Source organism: Streptococcus oralis, from assembly GCF_001075675.1.
Classification (GTDB): Bacteria; Bacillota; Bacilli; order Lactobacillales; family Streptococcaceae; genus Streptococcus; species Streptococcus oralis_V.
In genome coordinates this window covers 1-318 of record NZ_JUNW01000011.1, presented here as the reverse complement: position 1 = coordinate 318, position 318 = coordinate 1, and the positions used below count along the sequence as shown (strand labels likewise).

Below are 318 nucleotides of genomic sequence, written 5' to 3'. Positions count from 1 at the left end.
TTCAACTTCCAGTTTCGGAGTTTCTAGAACTAAATCTTTCACACCTTCAGCTGGTTGGTTGCTTGATAGAACTTTTGTCCCAACTTCAGTGATTTCTGGGATTGCTTCCTTGACTACCTCAGTCAAACGAAGAGTGCGTTTGCCCTGACCATCAACTTCTACAAAGCGACGAATTTGCCCTTCCGCTCCTGTTTGAACTAGCTGATGTTGACCTTTGAGAAGGTCGGCGTTTGGTCGTTCTTGACGTTTGAAGGAAATTGTTCCCTCTTCAACTTCCAGTTTCGGAGTTTCTAGAACTAAATCTTTCACACCTTCAGC

At 44.0% G+C, this 318-nt stretch carries 1 protein-coding gene; it reads right to left on the bottom strand.

Annotated elements, in window-relative coordinates:
* The coding region (locus ADM50_RS01950) for a G5 domain-containing protein (RefSeq protein WP_049484348.1) at window positions 1-318 on the bottom strand (318 nt) is incomplete at both ends.